Annotated in this window: 1 protein-coding gene; it reads right to left on the bottom strand. The window is 30.1% G+C overall.

Features of this window, described 5'->3' with window-relative positions; translation table 11 throughout:
* Window positions 1-127: 127 nt before the first annotated feature.
* Window positions 128-2143: a hypothetical protein gene (locus A9G30_RS12230; RefSeq protein ID WP_176700919.1), complete on the bottom strand. Its 2016-nt coding sequence runs from the start codon at window positions 2141-2143 to the stop codon at window positions 128-130.
* Between the last annotated feature and the right edge of the window lie 307 nt (window positions 2144-2450).

The following is a 2450-nucleotide window of genomic DNA, read 5'->3' on the forward strand; positions in this document are numbered from 1 at the left end:
TATTTAAGAAAAATATTAAAAACTTGAAGACCATTTTTATAATTAATCTATCAATAATCAGAGTTAACCTATATAAGTAATGTTTTACTTATATAGGTTGAGATTGATAGGGATGGTCAAATAATTTTTATAATGGTGTTACATATACTTTGATATCCCCATCCTTAGTAGCAGACATATAGAAATTACCTGTAAACTCATTATTCTTTCCAAGAATACCTGATTTAAACGGAATAAATATATCCGATTTAAAACTATAATCTCTACTTACCCCTGCTTTACAAACCTTACTTTCCAAATCAAAATTTGCTTTTCCTGGACAATAACGACTAGCCATTGCAACGCCAGAAAACTTAACCAAATAAGACTTATCCGCTTGGAACATGTAATTTTTAGGTAATAATTCATTCAATGAATATCGAAAACCTTTTATAACTGATATAGTATTAGTTAATGAATTTTCCATATCAAGAGGCACAACAATCACTTTTATCGTTTCTGTTTGTTTGGCAAGTAGATAGATACTTCCTGTGAGGTGACTATCTCCATGAAGGATACCCGACTTAGAAGGGATAAAAATATCTGTTTTAAAAGCATCTTTATTAAAAGTATAATTCCTATTTAAACCCGTCTTACATTTTTTAGTATTTTGATCAAAATTATTCTTTCCTGCACAAATACGAGAAGCTATGTTACCAATAAATTCGATCATATAAGACTTATTGGCTTCAAAATAATAGTTTTCTGATAATAATTCATTAAGTGAATATTTGGCACCTTTTGTTACTAAAAACGTGCCTACTATTGCTTTTGTTTCGTTTATATCACTCTCATATAGGGTATAACTTCCTGTACTATTAGTATCAAATAAATTAATATAATAAGACCAAGATAAATCATCGTTACGAATTTTGGATTGCCAAATATTTTCTGCAGGTAATATCTTTCCATCTGAACGAATTACTTTATTCATTTTTTGCTTACCTAAACTTGGATCAGCAATTTTTACATAAACTAATCCCTCCGTTTTAGGAAAAACGAGTTTTGTTTCTTTACCAACTGTAGTAAGTGTTGCATTAAGTGATTGATCTGATATGTCTGTATTGAGTCCTTCAGATTCATATACCCGTATCACATCACCATCTAACGCTAAAAAATCTTTGATATTATCTCTATTTGGTAAATCTACTTTTATATCATGAATTAAGGTATGTGTATTTACTGTTTTTACCAAAGAAGTCACTGAGCCACCTAACGTATCAGCATGCGTAAAAGTTGCATCAAATTCCACAAATTTACCATGCAAGCTAGTCATCATATCCCAACGCCCGACTTTAGATGTGTGCCCAGCAATATCACCGAAATCTAATAATAAACTTTTGTTGACCGCGTGATCTCCCAAATAGCTACCTAAAATACTGAAGTCAATCAATAAATTTTGTTTATTTTCAACAATTTTAGGTTGTGCAGAATCAATGGCTGTTTTATAAGAAGTACCATGACCTTCATTCTTAACACGTACACCTAATGTAAAAGGAATAGATGGTTCAATTTCAGGCGTAAAGGGATCATCCCCATAAACTTCGCTTGGTATAAAATAATCTAATGTTAATAATGGCTGAGGTTTAATTACAACATAATCAGGTGGTACTTCTACGCTTATTTCTTGTCCATTCAATGTATAAGTAACTTTAGCTCCAATATAATATAATGTATTATCAGATTCAGCCGCACCATATGCAGGAATAATTAACCAATGAGCTTCAGCTTTAGTTTTTGCTTTTATCTCGCCATCACCATTAATACTATTGACGCCAGACAATGAGTTAATGCGATAAAAAAACTTTGCATCGTTATCATTAGCATTTTGAGTTGTCACTACTTGTTGATTATTTCTATCAGTAAAGAGCAATTCTATACGTATATTTTTTAGTATCGAATCCTCTAGACCATTATTAATTATCATTCGTGCATCAAATGCTTGTCGCTCAAATGATAATTTTTGTTCTATAACTATTTTTACTTCTGCGCATATCGCCTCTTGCGCAAATACTAACTTGCTAGAAGCAACGCTACAGAAGAAAAAAAGTATCAACATAAAGTACCGATAGTATTTTTGCCTGCATTTTAAAAATATGTTCATTTATAATCGACCTTTTATAATATTTTTATTCTGAATGAATCCATTTATAAGCGAATAAAATAACTTTTCCTATTTTTTATAGATTGATCTCTGGAAATCGTTTAATAAAGCTCAAGGCTTTATTTTTTATATCTATAAGCAATTAGTAAGGATAATTAAGTAAATTAATCAACTATTACTACTAATTAACTTTTGTCTAATTCTGAACCGAAATACATTGCTAGCTCACAATTTGTTATCCCTATCATCAAATGCCAATGTTATTTTCATTAATATAAAATTAATCATTAAGCATATAAATAATCAA

The organism is Gilliamella sp. Fer4-1 (assembly GCF_001690515.1).
Classification (GTDB): Bacteria; Pseudomonadota; Gammaproteobacteria; order Enterobacterales; family Orbaceae; genus Gilliamella; species Gilliamella apicola_C.